Here is a 16,101-nt window from a genome sequence, read left to right as displayed (position 1 = left end):
CCGCGTCGAGGTGTCGACACGGGACCGTGGTCCCGGTCGGAGCGGCGTACCGCGGCGGCCCGTTCCGCCCCCTCGGACGGGCCGCCGGGGTCCACGGCTCAGCCGGGACGGACGACGTCGTACCGCACGACGGCGAACTCGCCGTTCTGCGCGACCTCCCGGGTGACCAGCTCGACGTGCGCCGGCAGCAGCGGCATCCCGGCGCCCAGGGTGACCGGCGCGATCGAGACGACGACCTCGTCCAGCAGCCCCGCCCCGGCGAACTGCGCGGCCACCGGGCCGCCGCCGACCACCCACACGTCGAGGTCGCCGGCCGCGGCGGTCATCTCCGCGTGCAGCGCGCGCAGCTCGTCGGGGGTGTCCGCGGCGGTGAAGCGGATGTCCGCGCCCTCGTAGGGCGTCAGCTGCCGGTGGGTGAGCACCCACGCCGGCTGGTGGTAGCTCCAGGCGTCCGGGCCGCCGTGCTCGCGCACCCACTCGTACGTGGAGGCGCCCATGACCAGCGAGCCGACGGTCTTCTCGAACGCCTTGTAGCCCATCGCGCCCTCGTGGTCGGCCTCGCGGGTGAGCAGCCAGTCCAGCGAGTGGCCGGGGCCGGCGATGAAGCCGTCGAGGGTCGTGGCGGTGTAGTAGACGGTGCGGGTCATCGGTCCCTCCGGGAGAGCCACTCGATGGGGTCGCCGGCGTCGACCGCGACGCCGGCGTCGCGCAGCCAGTGCCGGGCGAGCAGCCGGCGGTGCGCGGAGAAGGTGAGGACGTGCGCGACGACGCTGCCGAGGACGAAGCTCTCCGGCGGCTCGCACAGCGCGTCGACCAGCCGGTCGCCCCAGGCGCCGCGGCGGGCGATCTCGCGGACGGCGGCCAGCCAGCGCGGCGCGACGGCGTCGTGCCGGTCGATGAGCGCGGCCGGGTCGTCGGTGCCGCGCACGGGGTGCTCCCCGCCCTCGATCGAGGCCACCCAGACCTCCAGCGACCAGACCAGGGCGTCGAGGACGGCGGCGAGCGTCTCCTCGGCGCCGTCCCAGGCGAGGACCGTCAGGCCCGGCGCCCGCACCCGCCGGTACTCCTCGTCGGGCAGGCCCTTGGCCAGCTCGAGCAGGGCGCGGGTGTCCTCGACGCCGTGGTGGACGAGCAGCGCGGTGACCTCGTCGCCGCCGCGGCGCGCGGGCTCGTCGGCCACCCACAGTGACGCCGGCGGGTGGAAGTGGATGCCGTTGGGCGCGGGCAGCCAGTGCCCGTCCCGCGCGGCGCTGCCGGCGTGGGCGGAGCCGGGGCTGCGGCCGTAGGCCCGCGCGAACGCCCGGCTGAACCCCTCGACCGACTCGTAGCCCGCGGCGAAGGCGGCGTCGGTGACGCTCGTGCCCTGCCGCAGCTGCCAGGCCGCGCGCTCGAGCACCACCCGGCGGCGCAGCGCGACCGGGGACTCCCCGGCGCCGCCGGACACCTGCCGGCTGAAGTGGAACGGCGAGGCGTACGCGTCGCCGGCCATGTCGGACAGCGTGCGGTTGTCCTCGTCGAGGACGGCGTCGAGCAGTTCGCGGAGGCGGTCACGGCCGGGCGGGGTCACGCGTCGAGTCTGGCGAGCCGGGCGGCCGCGCGGCCCGACCGTTCTTGCGCCGTGTCAGCCGGCGGACAGCGACCGCGCCCACCGGCACCCGCGGGTGTCGGTGGGGCACGACCGGGTAGGGCAGCACGGCGCGGCCGGCCGGACGGCGGCCGCGCCTCCCGCTGCACCCCGGAAGAGGCCCGCCCCGTGCCGCCACGCGCATCCACCGACGCCCCGCCGCGGGCGCCCGTCGGGGACGAGGGGTACCGCCCGGACCCCAAGCGGTGGACCGCGCTGTCGGTGACGCTCGTCGTCGGCTTCATGAGCCTGCTCGACGTCAGCATCGTGTCGGTCGCGCTGCCCTCGCTGCAGTCCGACCTCGGGGCGACGCCCGCGACCGTGCAGTGGGTGGTGTCCGGGTACGCGCTGACCTTCGGGCTGGTGCTGGTCCCCGCCGGCCGGCTGGGCGACGCGTTCGGCCGCCGGCGGCTGTTCCTGCTCGGGCTGGCCGGGTTCGTGTTCTCCAGTGCCGCGGCCGGCGCGGCGCCGTCGGTGGGCTGGCTGGTCGCCGCCCGGCTGGTGCAGGGGCTGGCGGCCGGGTGCCTCGCGCCGCAGAACTCCGCGCTCATCCAGCAGCTGTTCCGCGGCGCCGAGCGCGGGCGGGCGTTCGGCCTGTTCGGCGCGACGGTCGGCATCTCGACCGCCGTGGGCCCGATCGTGGGCGGCGCCGTCCTCGGCCTGGCCGACGGCCCCGGCGGGTGGCGGTGGCTGTTCTACGTCAACGTGCCGATCGGCGTCGTCGCGTTCGCGCTCGCCCTGCGGCTGCTGCCCCGCGGCGGGGGCGGCGGGCGCGGGGGGATCGACGTCGCCGGGGTGCTGCTGCTCGGCGCCGGGGCGCTGGCCGTGCTCTTCCCGCTGGTGCAGGCCGAGGCCGGCGGGCTGGCGCGGCTGTGGTGGCTGTTCGTCGTCGGGGCGGCGCTGCTCGCAGTGTTCGTCGCGTGGGAGCGGCGGGTGGTGGCCCGCGACGGGCAGCCGGTGTTCGACCCGCGGCTGGTCACGCAGACCCGCGGCTACGGCATCGGGGCGGCGCTGGGCACCGTCTACTTCGTCGGGTTCAGCGGCATCTGGCTGGTGTTCGCGCTGTTCTTCCAGACCGGGCTGGACTACACGCCGCTGCAGTCGGGGCTGGCGGTGACGCCGTTCGCGCTCGGGTCGGCGTCGGCGGCGGTCGTGGCCGGGCGGCTGGTGGAGCGGCACGGCCGGCGGCTGACGGTGTTCGGGCTGTCGGGCGTCATGGTCGGCCTCGCCGCGGCCGCGGTGGTCCTGCTGCTGGTCCCGCCGTCGGCGGCCGGGTGGGCGATCGCGCCGGCGCTGCTGGTGGGCGGCATCGGCGGCGGGTTCGTCATCTCGCCCAACATCACGATGACCCTGCGCGACGTGCCGGTGTCCATGGCCGGGTCGGCCGGCGGGGGCCTGCAGACGGCGCAGCGCTTCGGCGCCGCCGTCGGCACCGCGGCGCTGCCCGGGCTCTTCTACCTCGTGCTGTCGGCGTCCGGCGACCACCCGACGGCGGCCGCGGCCGGGCTGGCCGTGTCCGTGCTCGGCGCCGGCGCCGCGCTGGTGCTGGGCGTGGTCGACCTGCGCCGCAGCCGTGCGGAGGAGGCCGAGCGGCACGGCCCCGACGGCGTGCACAGCCACGGCCACGCCGCGCACCACTGACCCCGAGGAGGACCCGCATGGCCGGACCGACGGTGGCGGTGCTCGGCACCGGGACGATGGGCGCGGGGATGGTCACCTCGCTGCGGCGGGCGGGGCTGCCCGTGCGGACGTGGAACCGGGACCCCGCCAAGGCGCGGGCGCTCACCGGCACGGGCGCGGAGGCGTTCGGCTCCCCGGCGGAGGCGGCCGACGGCGCCGACGTCGTCCTGACCGTGCTGCTCGACGCCGACGCGGTGCTCGACGTCGTCCGGCAGGCCGCCCCCGCCGCCGGGACGACGTGGCTGCAGTGCTCGACCGTCGGTGTCGAGGGCGCCGACCGCACCGTCGAGGCGGCCCGCGAGCTCGGCCTCGTGCTCGTCGACTGCCCGGTGCTCGGCACGAGGGAGCCCGCCGCGAAGGGCGCGCTGACCCTGCTGGCCAGCGGCCCGGAGGAGGCGCGCGAGCGGCTGGCGCCGGTGTTCGACGCGCTCGGCTCGAAGACCCTGTGGCTGGGCGAGGCCGGCGCCGGCAGCCGGCTCAAGCTCGCCTGCAACTCGTGGCTGTTCATGCTCACCGCCGGCACCGCGCAGGCGATCGCGCTGGCCCGCGCCCTCGGCCAGGACCCGCAGCGGTTCCTCGACGCGATCGAGGGCGGGCCGGTCGACTCCGCCTACGCCCACCTCAAGGGCCGGCTGATGCTGGCCGGCGACTACCCGCCGAGCTTCGGCCTGACCGGCGCGGCCAAGGACGCCCGGCTCATCCGCGCGGCGCTGCAGGCCGGCGGGGTCCCCGACCGGCTCACCGCCGCGGTGCTCGAGACGATGGAGGCCGCCGCCGGCCGGCTCGACGACCCGGGCGCGGTGGACATGGCCGCGGTGGTCGAGGGCCTCACCCCGGACGACCGCGGCTGAGCCGGGCCACCCGGCGGGCCGCGCGCAGCGGCTCCGGCGTGCGGACACCGGCCGCCGTCGCCAGGACGACGGCGGCCGCGGTCGCCGGGCCGGTGCGCCAGCCGGCGGAGGCCACCACCGGGCGCGCGGCGGGCACCACGCGCACCGCCCGCGCCACCTCCTCGCCGCCGAGCAGCAGGGGAGCGGAGTCGCCGCGGGCCGGCCCGGGCGGGTCGCCGCGGGCGGCCAGCGGCCGGTCGGTGACGCCGACGCTCGGGAGGTCCAGCACGGCGCCGAGGTGCAGCGCGAGCCCGGCCCGCCGCGGGTGGTCCCGTCCCGCCGCCGGGACCAGCAGGACGTCCGGACGGCGGGGCAGCGCGGCCACCGCGGCGGCCAGCAGCGGCCCCTCCCGCAGCGCGAGCAGCGCCGGCGCGTAGGGGCCGGCCGCCGGTCCCCGCGCGACGGCGGCCGCGTCCCCCAGCACCGCGGCCGCGACCAGCCCTCCGGCGTCCTCGACCGCGGCCACCGCGCCGGCGAGCGGCCCCGCGGGTGGGGTCCACGGCGGTGGGCGCAGCGCGGCCAGCCGGTCCTGCTCGGCGGCCAGCGCCGCGGCGTCGGTCGGCCAGGTCGCCACGGTCCCGGACCTTCCTCGGGCGGTCCTCCCCACGGTCGGCCGCCGGCCGGGGCGGCGCAATCGGGCGCGTGCCGCACCTCCGGCCGGGGTACCGGCGCCGCCGTGGCAGACACCCAGGACGGCCCCGCGCTCCACCCGGTCACCCGCGAGCTCGCGGAGGGCCCCAACTACGCGGCGATCAGCACGCTGCTGCCCAGCGGGCGCATCCAGACGCAGTACATCTGGGTCGGCACCGACGGAGAGCGGCTGTTCGTCAACACCGAGACCGGGCGGCGCAAGTTCGAGAACCTCCGGCGCGACGCCCGGGTGACCCTGGCCATCCGGGACGAGTCCGACCCCTACCGCTACGCCGAGGTGCGCGGCCGGGTGACGGACACGACCACCGGCCCCGAGGCGCGGGCGCAGATCGACGAGCTGTCGCAGAAGTACGACGGCCGGCCCTACCCGCCGGAGAACATCAGGACCGAGCGGGTCACCGTCTGGATCGAGCCGGAACGGCAGACGACGACGGGCTGACGCCCCGGACGGCGCTCTCCTCCTGCGCGTACCGCGCCGTGCTGCTACTGCGCGTACCGCGCCGTGCTGCTACTGCGCGTACCGCGCCGTGCTGCTACTGCGCGTACCGCGCGGCGAACTCGCCCGGCGTCATCCCGGTGACCCGGGCGAAGTCGCGGGTCAGGTGCGGCTGGTCGGCGTAGCCCAGGTCGGCGGCGATCCCCGCCAGCGTCGCCGTCCGGTCGCGCAGCCGGCCGGCGGCCTCCTGCAGCCGCCGCCGCTGCACCAGCCACTTGGGCGTGAGGCCCAGCCGGCGGGACACCAGCCGCTGCAGCGCGCGCTCCGACAGCCCCGTCTCGGCGCACAGCTGGTCCACGCGGGTCAGGTCCGGCCGCGACTCGACCAGCGCCACCAGCCGGTCGACCAGCGCGCCCTCCTCGTCGACCGGCAGGAACGGGCGCAGCGCGTCGTCGTAGGCGGCCCGCGCCTCCGCGTGCGCCGCGGGGGAGTGCGGGTCGGCCGCCATCGCCGCGCGCACCCCGGCGGCCAGCCGGGCGCCGTCGTCGCCGAGCACCTCGCCGACGTCGACGTGCCGGTCGGTGTACGGCGCCACCGGGCCGCCGGCCACCAGCGCGCCCGCGGCGGGGGTGAGCATGACGCCGACCGCCCACCCGTCACCGGCCAGGGTCGTCGTGGACAGCCCCGACACGACGCCGTAGAAGCGGGCGTAGTCCGGCGCGACGACGAGCAGGCAGACCGGGTACTGCAGCACCCGCTGCACCGCCTCCTCGCCGGGCGGCACCGACCACACCGGGATCCAGAACCACTGCACCAGCGCGGCGAGGGGACCCGTGACCTCGTAGCGGTACATGACGTGCGAGGCGTCGCGCGGGTCGCGCAGGTGCGCCCGCTCGATCGTGTCGCGGCGGGGGACGGCGGTGCTGTCGGGTTCCATCAAGACGCAGGCTGCCGCACGCGGCCAGGCTCGGGCCATGGACACGACGACCGCCACCCCGATCGCCACCGACTACGCCGCCGTCCTCGAGCCGCTGCTGGCCGTCGCCGACGCCGTGCCGGCCGCCGGGTGGGACGCCGCCACGCCCTGCGAGGACTGGACCGCCCGTGACCTGGTGGAGCACGTCGTCGGCACCCAGCGGGAGTTCCTCACCGGCCGGGGCGTCGACCTCGGTCCCGCGCCCGACGTCGCCGCCGGCCCCGCCGCGGCGCTGCGCGAGCACGCCGCCCGGGTGCTCGCCGTCGTCGCCGACCCGGCCGTCGCCGACGCCGGGTACGACGGCTTCTCCGGCCCGACGACGGTGGGGGAGACCCTGGCGCAGTTCTACGTGTGGGACATGGTCGTCCACCGCTGGGACCTCGCCCGCGCCACGGGCCAGGACGCGACGCTGACCGAGGCCGAGCTCGACCGCATCGAGTCCGGCGCCCGCAGCTGGGGCGACGCCCTGTACCTGGAGGGCATCTGCCGGCAGGTGGACGCCCCGGAGGGCGCCGACCGGCCGACGCGGGTCCTGGCGCTGCTCGGCCGCCGCGCCTGACCCGCCCCTCCGCCGGGTAGCCCCGGGGCATGCACCCCGGCAGCACCGACACCGCCGACGGGCCCCGCGAGGGCCGGCTGCAGCTGCGCGACGGCCGCACGATGGCCTACGCCGAGTGGGGCGACCCCGACGGCCGGCCCGTGCTCGGCTGCCACGGCTCGCCCAGCTCCCGGCTCGAGCGGCACGTCGAGGACCCCGCCGCCTACCGCCGCTGGGGCGTGCGGTTCGTCGTCCCGGACCGGCCCGGCTTCGGCGCCTCCGACCCGCAGCCGGGCCGGCGGGTGACCGACTGGCCGGGCGACGTCGTCCAGCTGCTCGACCACCTGGGCATCGACCGGTTCGCCGCCCTCTCGCTGTCCGGCGGCGCCGCCTACGCGCTGGCCTGCGCGCACGCCCTGCCCGACCGCGTGCACGCCGTGGGGATCCTCGGCGGCGCCCCGCCCCCGGACGTCCCGTGGCCGTGGCCGGGCTGGCTGCCGACGTCGGTCCGCGCGGCCGCGCACCGCCCCTCCCCGGCGACGGCGGCGCTGCTGCTGCCGGTGTTCGCGCCGCTGACCGTCCGCCCGCAGCTGCTGCCCCGCTACCTGCAGCTGCGGCTGAATCCCGCAGACCGGCGGGTGATCGGCCGGCCCGCGGTCCGGCGGGTGCTGGCGCGCACGTTCACCGAGGGGCTGCGCCAGGGTGCCGGGGTGCTGGCCGAGGACCGGGCGCTGCTGTTCCGGCCGTGGGGCTTCCCCGTGGGGGAGGTCCGCCAGCACGTCCACATCTGGCACGGCACCCAGGACTGGCAGGTGCCGGTCGCGCTCGGCCGGGTGCTGGCCGGGATGCTGCCGTCGGTCACCGCGCACTGGCACGCCGGCGAGGGGCACTTCCTGGTCTTCGACCACGCCCGCGACGTCTACGGTGCGCTCGCCCACGGAGTGGGTAGCCGCCCGGCATGACCGCCGCGCACGGGAGCCGCACCGTGCCCCCCACCTACGTCGACGCCAACCGCCTGTGGGTCGACTCCCGCCTCCGGTACGAGATCGGCCTGCGGGTCGAGGGGCGCATCCTGCGCCGCCTCGGCGCCCGCGGCGAGCGCGTCGTCGAGATCGGTACCGGCCGCCGCGGCCTGGGCGCGCGGGTCGCCGTCGAGCGGCTCGGCGCCACGCAGGTGACGGCGTTCGACCTGTACCCGGCCACCGTCGGCCGCGCCCGCATCGCCTGCGCCGACCTCGCCGACCGGGTCACCTTCCGCGTCGGGGACGCCACCGCGCTCCCGGTCGACGACGCGAGCGCCGACCTCGTCGTCGACTTCCACGCGCTGCACCACATCCGGGACTGGCGGGCCGCCGTCGCCGAGGTCGCGCGGGTGCTGCGCCCGGGCGGGCAGCTGGCGCTGACCGAGATGACCGCGCGGTTCGTCGACGCGCCGTGGCTGCGCGCGGTCTCCCGCCACCCGGCCGACCGGTTCTCCACCGAGCAGCTGCTGGCCGAGCTGCGCGCGCACGGGCTGGAGGTGCCGCCGGGTCGGCTGCGGCGGGCGGCCGGCGACCGCTGGGTCCAGGCCGTCGCGACCCGCGCGTGAGCGTCTCCGCGGTCCTCCGGGAGACCCTGGCGCTGCTCCGCCGGCACGCCGGGCGGGTCTACGCCCTCTCGCTCGCGGTCACGCTGGTCAACACCGTCCCCGATGTGCTGCGCCAGCTGCTCGTGTACGACGACCCGAGCCTCGCGCACGCGCTGCTGGTCGACGTCGTCGGCTTCGCCACCGGCCTGCTCGCCCAGCTGTGGCTGACCGGCGCGCTCACCGGCCTGCCCGGCGACGGTCGGGTGCGCCCCGCCGGCGCGCTCGGGCGGGGGACGGCGACCGCGCTGCGGGCGGTGCGCACCTCGCCGGCCGCGGTGCTCGCCGGGGTGGTGCTCGGCGGCACGGTCTCGGCGCTGCTGACCGTCCCGGCGTCGGTGGCCGCGCTCGGCCTCGAGCACGTGGTCGGCCCGCTGGACGCGCCGTCGGCGGCGGCGTTCACCGTGGCGACGGTCAGCGACGCGGTGGCCAGCTGGGCGACGCTGCCGTTCCTCGCCGTCGTGCTGGTGCTCACCGCCGGTTCGGGCGGGGCGTCCGCGGGCAAGGGCCGCCCGTGAGCAGTCACGACTGGGACGTCACCCGCAAGGCCGTCGGGTCGCTGTCGGTGTGGATCGGGACGGCGGCGCTGTTCGCGCCCCGGTGGATCGCGCAGACGCTCGGGGTGCGCCCCGACGCCGCGCAGGGCGACGTCGCGCTGCCGCTGCTGGTGCGCCTGGGCGCGGCCCGCAACATCGCGATGGGCGCGGCGCTGCTGGTCACGCCGGCGCCGCAGGCGCGGCGCACCACGGAGGTGACGCTGCTGCTCACCGCGCTGGACGCCGCCGCGGTGTGGACCTCCCGCGCCGAGGGCGACGTGGCCCGGCGCAGCGCCGTCCTGTCGGGGATCGTGCTGGGGCTCGCCTCCTACGGCGCCGCCCGCTGGCACCGCCGCTAGCGCCAGGCGAAGACCGGCTGCTCGAGGTGGGCCACGCGGGTGGGCAGCCCGCGGCACACCACCTGGCAGAACTGGTACACGACCGCGGCGGTCGGGGCGTGCACCCAGCCGCCGAGCAGCGGCAGCCGGATGACCGGGGCGTCGGACTCGGGGATGGACACCAGCACCGGCTCGACGTCGAGGTCGGCCAGCGGCACCTGGTACGCCGCGGCCACCTCGGCCTCGGCCGGGCGCAGCTCCCCGGCGTCGCCGGCCCACACGACCACCGGCGTCATGACGTAGCCGGAGCGGGTCACGTAGTCGTCGAGCAGGCCGACGACGTCGTCCTCCCCGCGGACCAGCCCGACCTCCTCCTCCAGCTCGCGCAGCGCGGCCTGCACCGGGGTCTCGCCCGGGTCGAGCCGGCCGCCGGGCAGCGCCCACTGCCCGGCGTGCGCCCGCAGCCCGGCCGCGCGGCGGGTGACCAGCAGGGCCGGCACGTCGCCGGTGCAGGTGACGCAGACGGCGACGGCGGCCTGGCGCAGGTCGGGGCGGCCGGCCGCGCGCCGCGGGAGGTCCCGCAGGCGCGCGGCCGCCGTGTCCCGGTCGGGGGTGCTCAGAGCCAGCCGCGCCGGGCGCCGAGCTGGCGGACGGCGGCGTCGAGCTGCGCGGCCACCGCGGAGACGTCGGTCTCGTGCAGGCCGAAGCGCAGCCGGCCGCCCACGTCGCGGCCCTCGGTGAGCAGCCCGCCGCGCCGGTCCACCTCGAGCACGACCTCGACGCCCTGCGGGCCGGCCAGGAAGGTCACCTCGAGCTCGTTGACGCGCCCGCGCAGCGACGACGGCGGCGCGAACTCGACCTCCTGGTAGAAGGGCAGGTCGCTGCCGGCCAGCCGGCCCTTCTCGACGTCCGCGCCGCGGAAGCGGAAGCCCAGGCCGTCGAGTGCCCGGACGACGGTGCGCTGGACCGGCAGCGGCTCGACCGTCACCGCGTCGAGGTCGCCGGGGTCGACGGCCCCGGGGACGTCGACCTTGGTGCGCAGGCCGATCTTCACGCCGCGCAGCGTCCAGCCGTCGAGCGTCGTGAAGGGGCACTGCCAGGGCACCGGGAAGCTGAACGGGATCGCCGCCTTCGCGCCCGCCTCGATCCGGCCGGCGCCGGCGATCGGCGCGGTGCCGAAGGTGACGTTCTCCTTCCACTCGTTGTCGCCGCTCTCGACCTCGACGGTGGCCTGCAGGGACACCCGGATCTCGTTGATCTCCTGGGCGACCTGCCCGCCGGTGAGGTGCACGGTGCCGGTGACGGTGCCGCCGGGGGTGGTCACCGGGCGGTCGAGGACGGCGTCGACGCTGGCGTTGCCGGCGCCGAACTTCGCCATCAGGTTGCGGAAGGCCATGGGGGTGCTGCTCCGTTCGGTTCGGGGACGGCGGGCACCCTGACACGACGGCCGGGACCTGACGAGGGGTTCCCGCGCGTGCCGGTCAGGTGCCCGTCTTCTGCCGCACGAGATCCTCCACCGCCTGCGGGATGCGGTTCTCGAAGTCGTGGACGCGGGCCCAGGTGGGCGTGACGTCGATCCGCGCCATCCGGTCGTAGAGGGCGTGCACGCCCTGCTCCCACTGCGGGAACACCTCGGCCGGGGTGACCTTGCGGGCGCCCTCGACGTACTCGGGGAACACGCCGTCGACGAGCGTGACCTGCGCGGTCCCGCGGACGAGCAGCACGTTCGGCGGCCACGCCGGCGGGCTGGTGTCGATCGTCAGCGCCACCGCCGGGTCCGCCTGCAGCGCCGCGACCTTCGCCGAGCCCGGCACGGTGCCGACGACGATCGTCGTCCCGTTCCAGAGGAACCCGACCGGGACCGCCCGGGGCGTGCCGTCGCGGGCGACGTAGGCCAGGCGCGCCGGGTTCGCCGAGTCGAGCAGGCGGCGGGCGACCGGGTCGTCGAGGACCGCGCGGACGTCGTCTGGGGTCATCGGCCGGCCTCCCCGGGACGGCTGTGGGAGCGCCGCCCAGCCTCCCACCCGGGCGCCGTCGCCGGGCCGGTCGGCGACGCCCCGTGCGGGACACGCCGAGATGGTTGGACGTCCTACTAAATCGGGCCTACCGTGCAGCCATGGCGTCTGCGGAGCTGCACGTGCCCGTCCACCCCGTCCGCTTCGTCACCGCGGCCAGCCTGTTCGACGGGCACGACGCGGCGATCAACGTGATGCGGCGGCTGCTGCAGAGCCAGGGCGCGGAGGTGGTGCACCTCGGCCACGACCGCGGGGTCGACGAGGTGGTGCGCGCCGCCGTCGAGGAGGACGTCCAGGGCGTCGCGATCTCCAGCTACCAGGGCGGGCACGTCGAGTACTTCAGCTACCTCAAGGAGAGGCTGGCCGACGCCGGGGCGGGACACGTGCAGGTGTTCGGCGGCGGCGGGGGCGTCATCGTGTCCGAGGAGATCGCCCTGCTCGCCGAGCGCGGGGTGCGGGTGTTCAGCCCCGAGGACGGCGCCCGCCTGGGCCTGCCCGGGATGGTCAACGAGCTCGTCCGCGCCTGCGACGTCGACCTGACGACCGAGGGCCCCGACGTCGACGCGCTGCTCACCGGCGACCCGCGGGCGCTGGCGCGGGCGATCAGCGTGCTGGAGGCCGGCGCCGACGAGGCGCTCGCCGCCCGCGTGCGCGAGGCCGCCGCGGCCCGCACCGTGCCGGTGCTGGGCATCACCGGCACCGGCGGGTCGGGCAAGTCCTCGCTCACCGACGAGCTGCTGCGCCGGCTGCGCCGCGACCAGGAGGACAAGCTGCGGGTCGCCGTCGTCGCGGTCGACCCCACCCGCCGCCGCGGCGGCGGCGCGCTGCTCGGCGACCGGATCCGCATGAACGCCCTGGAGTCCGGCGACGGGGCGCACACCTTCTTCCGCTCGATGGCCACCCGCGCCGCCGGCGCCCAGGTGCCCGAGCACCTCGACGACGTCCTCGCCGCGGTGAGGGCCGCCGGGTTCGACCTGGTGATCGTGGAGACGCCGGGCATCGGGCAGGGCGACGCGGCGATCGTGCCGTTCAGCGACGTCTCGCTCTACGTCATGACGCCGGAGTTCGGCGCCGCGAGCCAGCTCGAGAAGATCGACATGCTCGACCTCGCCGACGTCGTCGCGATCAACAAGTTCGAGCGCCGCGGCGCCGAGGACGCCCGCCGCGACGTCGCCCGGCAGATGGTGCGCAACCGCGAGGCGTTCGGCGTCCCGTGGGAGCAGATGCCGGTGTTCGGCACGAGCGCCGCCCGCTTCGACGACGACGGCGTCACCGCGCTCTACCAGCACCTGCTCGGCCTGCTCGTGGAGAAGGGCCTGCCCGCGGGCACCGGCGTGCTGCCGCGGGTGGACGTGCGCGCCTCGACCGGGCTGGCCAGCGTCGTCCCGTCGTCGCGGTCGCGGTACCTCGCCGAGGTGGCCGAGGCGGTGCGCGCGCACCACCGGGTGACCGAGGAGCAGGCCGCCGTCGTGCGGCGCCGCGAGCACCTGACCACCGCGGCCGAGGTGCTGGACGGCTCCGGCGAGGGAGCTGCCGCCGAGGCGGCGAGGGCGGCGGCCGAGGCCGCCGACGCCGAGCTGCTGCCCGAGGTGCGCACGCTGCTCGAGGAGTGGCCGGCACGGGTGGAGCGGTACTCCGGCGACGAGTTCGTCTACACGGTCCGCGGGAAGGAGATCCGCACGCCGCTCACCCGGGAGACGCTGTCCGGGACGAAGGTGCCGCGGGTCGCGCTGCCCCGGACCTCCGACGCCGCCGGCCTGCTGCGGTTCCTGCGGCGGGAGAACCTGCCCGGCGCCTTCCCGTACACGGCCGGCGTCTTCCCGTTCAAGCGCGCCGGCGAGGCCCCCGCGCGGATGTTCGCCGGCGAGGGCGACGCGTTCCGCACCAACCGGCGGTTCCGGGTGCTGTCGGCCGGCAACGAGGCCACCCGGCTGTCCACGGCGTTCGACTCGGTGACCCTCTACGGCCGCGACCCGCAGCCGCGGCCCGACGTCTACGGCAAGGTCGGCACGTCCGGCGTGTCGATCGCCACCCTCGACGACATGCGCGTGCTCTACGACGGGTTCGACCTGTGCGCGCCCACGACGTCGGTGTCGATGACGATCAACGGCCCCGCGCCCGCGATCCTCGCGATGTTCCTGAACACCGCGATCGAGCAGCGGCTGGACCGGTTCCGCGAGGAGGAGGGCCGCGAGCCCGACGCCGCCGAGGCCGAGGAGGTCCGCGCCTGGGTGCTGGCCACCGTCCGCGGCACGGTGCAGGCCGACATCCTCAAGGAGGACCAGGGCCAGAACACCTGCATCTTCTCGACCGAGTTCGCGCTGCGCTGCATGGCCGACATCCAGGAGTGGTTCATCCAGCACCGGGTGCGCAACTTCTACTCGGTCTCGATCTCCGGGTACCACATCGCCGAGGCCGGGGCGAACCCCATCAGCCAGCTCGCCTTCACGCTGGCCAACGGCTTCACCTACGTCGAGGCCTACCTCGCCCGCGGCATGGCGATCGACGACTTCGCGCCCAACCTGAGCTTCTTCTTCTCCAACGGGATGGACGCCGAGTACACGGTGATCGGCCGGGTGGCCCGGCGGATCTGGGCGGTCGCGATGCGGGACCGCTACGGCGCCGGCGCGCGGTCGCAGCAGCTCAAGTACCACGTGCAGACGTCGGGCCGGTCGCTGCACGCGCAGGAGATGGACTTCAACGACATCCGCACCACCCTGCAGGCGCTGTGCGCGATCTACGACAACGCCAACTCGCTGCACACCAACGCCTACGACGAGGCGGTGACGACGCCGTCGGAGCACTCGGTCCGCCGGGCGCTGGCCATCCAGATGATCATCGACAGGGAGTGGGGGCTGGCGGGCAACGAGAACCCGCTGCAGGGGTCGGCGATCGTCGAGGAGCTCACCGACCTGGTCGAGGAGGCGGTGCTGGCCGAGTTCGACCGGATCGCCGAGCGCGGCGGCGTGCTGGGCGCCATGGAGACCGGCTACCAGCGCGGCCGGATCCAGGACGAGTCGATGCTCTACGAGCACCGCAAGCACGACGGCTCGCTGCCGATCGTCGGGGTCAACACCTTCCTCGACCCCCGTCGCGACGAGGCCCCGCCGAAGCAGCTGGAGCTGGCCCGGGCCACCGAGGCGGAGAAGCAGTCGCAGCTGGACCGGCTGGCCGACTTCCACGCCCGACACGCCGACGAGGCGCCGACCGCGCTCACCCGGCTGCAGGAGGCGGCGACGTCGGGCGGCAACGTCTTCGACGCGCTGATGGACGCCGTCCGGGTGTGCTCGCTCGGCCAGATCTCCGATGCGTTCTTCGAGGTGGGGGGCCAGTACCGGCGCAATGTGTGAGGACGACCTCGGCGCGCCGGTCCCGCTGGCGGGGCCGGCGCGCCGGATCGTGTCGCTGGTGCCGTCGCTGACCGAGGCGCTGGCGGTGACCGTGCCCGACCGGCTGGTCGGCGCCACCGACTGGTGCACCCACCCGGCCGGCCTCGACGTGCCGCGCGTCCGCGGCACCAAGAACCCCGACCGGGCGGCGGTCGCCGCGCTGACGCCGGACCTCGTCGTCTGCAACCGGGAGGAGAACCGGCGCCTGGACGTCGACCGGCTGCGCGCGGCCGGGATCGCGGTGTGGGTGACGGTCATCGAGTCGGTGGACGAGGCGCTGGCCTCGATGCGGCGGCTGTTCGCCGAGGCGCTGGCGGTCCCCGAGCCGGACTGGCTGAGGGACGCCGCGCGCGCGTGGGCGCGGCCGGCGCCGGAGCCGTCGCTGCGCTGTGCCGTGCCGGTGTGGCGGGACCCGTGGATGGTGGTCGGCCCGCGCACCTTCACCGGCGACATGCTCGCCCGCCTCGGCCTGGTCAACGTCTTCGGGGAGGGGGAGGACCGCTACCCGCACGTGGCCGTCGACGACGTCCTCGCCGCGCGGCCCGACGTCGTCCTGCTGCCCGACGAGCCCTACCCGTTCACCGCCGACGACGGCCCCGAGGCGTTCCCCGGGGTGCGGTCGGTGCTGGTGTCCGGGCGGGCGCTGACCTGGTACGGCCCGTCGCTGGCCACCGCCCGCGACGGCCTGCTGTCCGCCCTCAGCCCCCGCTCAGCCCCGGGGTGACACCTCGTCCCGCAGCAGCGCGAGGGCCGGGACGTACAGGCGGGACTTGATGGTGCCCAGGGTGGGGCCGGCCTTCCCGGCGAGCGCGGCGGCGATCTCGACGGCGGCCGGGCGGACCTCCTCCTCGGCGACCGCGCGGTCGACGATCGCCGCGGCGAGGGCGTCGGTGCCGCCGTAGCGGCGGCCGGTGGTCATCGCCACGTGCGCCGTCTGCGGGGTGAGCCGGGCCTGGACCAGGGCGGACATGCCGGGGCTGAAGGGCAGGTCGATGTCGATCTCGGGCAGGCACCAGAAGCCGCGGTCGGCGCGCATGACCCGCTGGTCGTGCGCGAGCGCGAGCATCGCACCAGCGGCGAAGGCGTGGCCCCGGACCGCCGCCACGGTCGGGACCGGCAGGGCCAGCACGCGGGCGAGCAGCCGCTGGACCGTGCCGACGTAGGCGTCCCGCTGGTCGGGGTGCTCGAGCAGCCAGGCGAGGTCCAGGCCGTTGGAGAAGAACTTGCCGGTGGCCGTGGTGACCAGGGCCCGGGGCCCGGAGGCGCCCTCCACCTCGTCCAGGGCGGCGTCGACGGCGGCCAGCCAGTCGGGGGAGAAGCGGTTCTCGTCGGCGCCGAGGTCGAGCACGAAGACGTCGTCGGAACGGTCGAGCGTGGGCACGGTGGTCTCCCGGTTCGGTGGGT

Annotated in this window: 18 protein-coding genes; 10 read left to right on the top strand and 8 right to left on the bottom strand. The window is 76.6% G+C overall.

Going from position 1 to position 16,101, the window contains the following annotated elements:
* Positions 1 to 98: 98 nt before the first annotated feature.
* Positions 99 to 647 carry a dihydrofolate reductase family protein gene (locus tag ACI8AR_RS07310; RefSeq protein WP_457050408.1) on the bottom strand — a complete coding sequence of 183 codons (549 nt, stop codon included), beginning with the start codon at positions 645 to 647 and terminating at the stop codon, positions 99 to 101.
* A complete protein-coding gene (locus tag ACI8AR_RS07305; protein WP_457050407.1) occupies positions 644 to 1,567 on the bottom strand; it encodes a helix-turn-helix domain-containing protein in 924 nt (307 codons plus the stop codon). The genes ACI8AR_RS07310 and ACI8AR_RS07305 overlap by 4 nt, the downstream gene beginning before the upstream one ends.
* A gap of 186 nt (positions 1,568 to 1,753) precedes the next feature.
* Here ACI8AR_RS07305 and ACI8AR_RS07300 point away from each other — a divergent pair, with 186 nt between their 5' ends.
* Both ACI8AR_RS07300 and ACI8AR_RS07295 read left to right on the top strand, forming a co-directional pair.
* Positions 1,754 to 3,265 carry an MFS transporter gene (locus ACI8AR_RS07300; protein ID WP_457050406.1) on the top strand — a complete coding sequence of 504 codons (1,512 nt, stop codon included), beginning with the start codon at positions 1,754 to 1,756 and terminating at the stop codon, positions 3,263 to 3,265.
* Positions 3,266 to 3,282: 17 nt separating this feature from the next.
* Positions 3,283 to 4,155 (top strand): NAD(P)-dependent oxidoreductase, encoded by an 873-nt coding sequence (locus ACI8AR_RS07295; protein WP_457050405.1) that lies wholly within the window; start codon positions 3,283 to 3,285, stop codon positions 4,153 to 4,155.
* Here ACI8AR_RS07295 and ACI8AR_RS07290 read toward each other — a convergent pair.
* A complete protein-coding gene (locus tag ACI8AR_RS07290; protein ID WP_457050404.1) occupies positions 4,133 to 4,768 on the bottom strand; it encodes an endonuclease V in 636 nt (211 codons plus the stop codon). The genes ACI8AR_RS07295 and ACI8AR_RS07290 overlap by 23 nt on opposite strands.
* Positions 4,769 to 4,870: 102 nt before the next feature.
* On the opposite strand from ACI8AR_RS07290, the gene ACI8AR_RS07285 reads away from it, so the two are divergent.
* Positions 4,871 to 5,284, top strand: a complete 414-nt coding sequence (locus ACI8AR_RS07285; protein ID WP_457050403.1) for a PPOX class F420-dependent oxidoreductase — start codon at positions 4,871 to 4,873, stop codon at positions 5,282 to 5,284.
* A gap of 94 nt (positions 5,285 to 5,378) precedes the next feature.
* On the opposite strand, the gene ACI8AR_RS07280 is transcribed toward ACI8AR_RS07285, so the two are convergent.
* Positions 5,379 to 6,218 carry a helix-turn-helix domain-containing protein gene (locus ACI8AR_RS07280; protein ID WP_457050402.1) on the bottom strand — a complete coding sequence of 280 codons (840 nt, stop codon included), beginning with the start codon at positions 6,216 to 6,218 and terminating at the stop codon, positions 5,379 to 5,381.
* Between the two features lie 37 nt (positions 6,219 to 6,255).
* Here ACI8AR_RS07280 and ACI8AR_RS07275 point away from each other — a divergent pair, with 37 nt between their 5' ends.
* Genes ACI8AR_RS07275 through ACI8AR_RS07255 form a run of 5 tightly spaced genes read left to right on the top strand, consistent with a single transcriptional unit; the run spans position 6,256 to position 9,314 of the window.
* Entirely contained in the window at positions 6,256 to 6,816 is a 561-nt protein-coding gene (locus ACI8AR_RS07275) for a TIGR03086 family metal-binding protein (RefSeq protein WP_457050401.1), read from the top strand.
* A 29-nt stretch (positions 6,817 to 6,845) separates the two neighbouring features.
* On the top strand, positions 6,846 to 7,757 hold the full coding sequence (locus tag ACI8AR_RS07270; RefSeq protein WP_457050400.1) for an alpha/beta fold hydrolase: 912 nt from the start codon (positions 6,846 to 6,848) through the stop codon (positions 7,755 to 7,757).
* Positions 7,754 to 8,383 (top strand): class I SAM-dependent methyltransferase, encoded by a 630-nt coding sequence (locus tag ACI8AR_RS07265; protein WP_457050399.1) that lies wholly within the window; start codon positions 7,754 to 7,756, stop codon positions 8,381 to 8,383. Before ACI8AR_RS07270 ends, ACI8AR_RS07265 begins: the two co-directional genes overlap by 4 nt.
* Complete coding sequence (locus tag ACI8AR_RS07260; RefSeq protein WP_457050398.1) at positions 8,380 to 8,937, top strand: hypothetical protein; 558 nt, start codon at positions 8,380 to 8,382, stop codon at positions 8,935 to 8,937. The genes ACI8AR_RS07265 and ACI8AR_RS07260 overlap by 4 nt, the downstream gene beginning before the upstream one ends.
* Positions 8,934 to 9,314 carry a DUF4267 domain-containing protein gene (locus tag ACI8AR_RS07255; protein ID WP_457050397.1) on the top strand — a complete coding sequence of 127 codons (381 nt, stop codon included), beginning with the start codon at positions 8,934 to 8,936 and terminating at the stop codon, positions 9,312 to 9,314. The genes ACI8AR_RS07260 and ACI8AR_RS07255 overlap by 4 nt, the downstream gene beginning before the upstream one ends.
* Here ACI8AR_RS07255 and ACI8AR_RS07250 read toward each other — a convergent pair.
* The 3 genes from ACI8AR_RS07250 to ACI8AR_RS07240 all read right to left on the bottom strand — a co-directional run bounded on the left by ACI8AR_RS07250 (position 9,311) and on the right by ACI8AR_RS07240 (position 11,269).
* Positions 9,311 to 9,838: an NUDIX hydrolase gene (locus ACI8AR_RS07250; RefSeq protein WP_457050456.1), complete on the bottom strand. Its 528-nt coding sequence runs from the start codon at positions 9,836 to 9,838 to the stop codon at positions 9,311 to 9,313. The genes ACI8AR_RS07255 and ACI8AR_RS07250 overlap by 4 nt on opposite strands.
* Positions 9,839 to 9,909: 71 nt before the next feature.
* Positions 9,910 to 10,689, bottom strand: a complete 780-nt coding sequence (locus ACI8AR_RS07245) for a sporulation protein (RefSeq protein WP_457050396.1) — start codon at positions 10,687 to 10,689, stop codon at positions 9,910 to 9,912.
* Positions 10,690 to 10,774: 85 nt separating this feature from the next.
* The gene (locus tag ACI8AR_RS07240) at positions 10,775 to 11,269 is read right to left on the bottom strand and encodes a pyridoxamine 5'-phosphate oxidase family protein (RefSeq protein WP_457050395.1); all 495 of its coding nucleotides are present in this window, start codon (positions 11,267 to 11,269) and stop codon (positions 10,775 to 10,777) included.
* 140 nt (positions 11,270 to 11,409) lie between these two features.
* Between ACI8AR_RS07240 and icmF the strand changes: the two genes are divergently transcribed.
* Positions 11,410 to 14,658: a fused isobutyryl-CoA mutase/GTPase IcmF gene (icmF, locus tag ACI8AR_RS07235; protein WP_457050394.1), complete on the top strand. Its 3,249-nt coding sequence runs from the start codon at positions 11,410 to 11,412 to the stop codon at positions 14,656 to 14,658.
* Positions 14,651 to 15,421 carry a helical backbone metal receptor gene (locus ACI8AR_RS07230; protein WP_457050393.1) on the top strand — a complete coding sequence of 257 codons (771 nt, stop codon included), beginning with the start codon at positions 14,651 to 14,653 and terminating at the stop codon, positions 15,419 to 15,421. Before icmF ends, ACI8AR_RS07230 begins: the two co-directional genes overlap by 8 nt.
* On the opposite strand, the gene ACI8AR_RS07225 is transcribed toward ACI8AR_RS07230, so the two are convergent.
* Positions 15,407 to 16,078, bottom strand: a complete 672-nt coding sequence (locus ACI8AR_RS07225; RefSeq protein WP_457050392.1) for an enoyl-CoA hydratase-related protein — start codon at positions 16,076 to 16,078, stop codon at positions 15,407 to 15,409. The two genes, ACI8AR_RS07230 and ACI8AR_RS07225, sit on opposite strands and share 15 nt — an antisense overlap.
* Positions 16,079 to 16,101: the final 23 nt, after the last annotated feature.

The organism is Geodermatophilus sp. SYSU D01036, from assembly GCF_054050435.1.
This window is presented reverse-complemented; position numbering and strand designations above follow the sequence as displayed.

What these genes read in the sequence shown, in the direction of transcription:
- ACI8AR_RS07310 (WP_457050408.1), bottom strand. Translation starts at nt 647, where the DNA reads ATGACCCGCACCGTCTACTACACCGCCACGACCCTCGACGGCTTCATC.
- ACI8AR_RS07295 (WP_457050405.1), top strand. Translation starts at nt 3,283, where the DNA reads ATGGCCGGACCGACGGTGGCGGTGCTCGGCACCGGGACGATGGGCGCG.
- ACI8AR_RS07280 (WP_457050402.1), bottom strand. Translation starts at nt 6,218, where the DNA reads ATGGAACCCGACAGCACCGCCGTCCCCCGCCGCGACACGATCGAGCGG.
- ACI8AR_RS07275 (WP_457050401.1), top strand. Translation starts at nt 6,256, where the DNA reads ATGGACACGACGACCGCCACCCCGATCGCCACCGACTACGCCGCCGTC.
- ACI8AR_RS07270 (WP_457050400.1), top strand. Translation starts at nt 6,846, where the DNA reads ATGCACCCCGGCAGCACCGACACCGCCGACGGGCCCCGCGAGGGCCGG.
- ACI8AR_RS07265 (WP_457050399.1), top strand. Translation starts at nt 7,754, where the DNA reads ATGACCGCCGCGCACGGGAGCCGCACCGTGCCCCCCACCTACGTCGAC.
- ACI8AR_RS07245 (WP_457050396.1), bottom strand. Translation starts at nt 10,689, where the DNA reads ATGGCCTTCCGCAACCTGATGGCGAAGTTCGGCGCCGGCAACGCCAGC.
- ACI8AR_RS07240 (WP_457050395.1), bottom strand. Translation starts at nt 11,269, where the DNA reads ATGACCCCAGACGACGTCCGCGCGGTCCTCGACGACCCGGTCGCCCGC.
- icmF (WP_457050394.1), top strand. Translation starts at nt 11,410, where the DNA reads ATGGCGTCTGCGGAGCTGCACGTGCCCGTCCACCCCGTCCGCTTCGTC.
- ACI8AR_RS07230 (WP_457050393.1), top strand. Translation starts at nt 14,651, where the DNA reads ATGTGTGAGGACGACCTCGGCGCGCCGGTCCCGCTGGCGGGGCCGGCG.